The organism is Pseudomonas gingeri (assembly GCF_013385635.1).
Taxonomy (GTDB): domain Bacteria; phylum Pseudomonadota; class Gammaproteobacteria; order Pseudomonadales; family Pseudomonadaceae; genus Aquipseudomonas; species Aquipseudomonas gingeri_A.
Map to the genome: position 1 here is coordinate 1 of NZ_JACAPR010000049.1, position 569 is coordinate 569.

The following is a 569-nucleotide window of genomic DNA, read 5'->3' on the forward strand; positions in this document are numbered from 1 at the left end:
TCCTGGGCATAGCGGTCCCCGATCACACTGTAGGGCTCGGCGTAGTGATAGGCCTCGCCGTAGGTGGTCTTGGCGCCCCGGCTCTGGTCCACTTCGCCGTCGAGCCAGGCGCCCGCATCCCGGTGTTGGTAAGCGCGGAAGTTGATGTGTTGCTCCACCACCTGATGCTGAGTCTGCAGCTTCCACACCGCGTCCTCGTCGCCACTGTTGAGCCCGGAGGGCGGCAGACAGGGCAGTTCGATCCGCGGCCAGGTGTAGTGGCGCTGGTCGTCGTGGAACTCGACGACGTCGCTCCTCAGGCGGTCATCGTGGCTGAAGCGATACCAGATACCGACCTCGGCCAGCAGGCGCGAGATAAATGCCAGGTCGCTTTCGTCGCACTGCATGACCTGCGGGCGTCGCGGGTAGTCGCGGGCCAGGGTGAAGAGAAAATCATGGGCCCTGAACTCATGACGGCTGCGTAACACCTTCTCGACGATCTCCGGCACCGACTGGTGTTGGTAGAGACGCCATTGTTTGCCCCGTTCGAGCAGGGCCAGGCGCGGCTGCAGGGTGACCTCGTAGCGCGC

General features: G+C 64.3%; 1 protein-coding gene. It reads right to left on the minus strand.

The genetic code is table 11. The features are described 5' to 3' along the window. Positions 1-569 (minus strand): type VI secretion system tip protein VgrG (gene vgrG / locus HX851_RS32970; protein ID WP_256262860.1); only part of this gene is annotated, 569 nt, incomplete at both ends.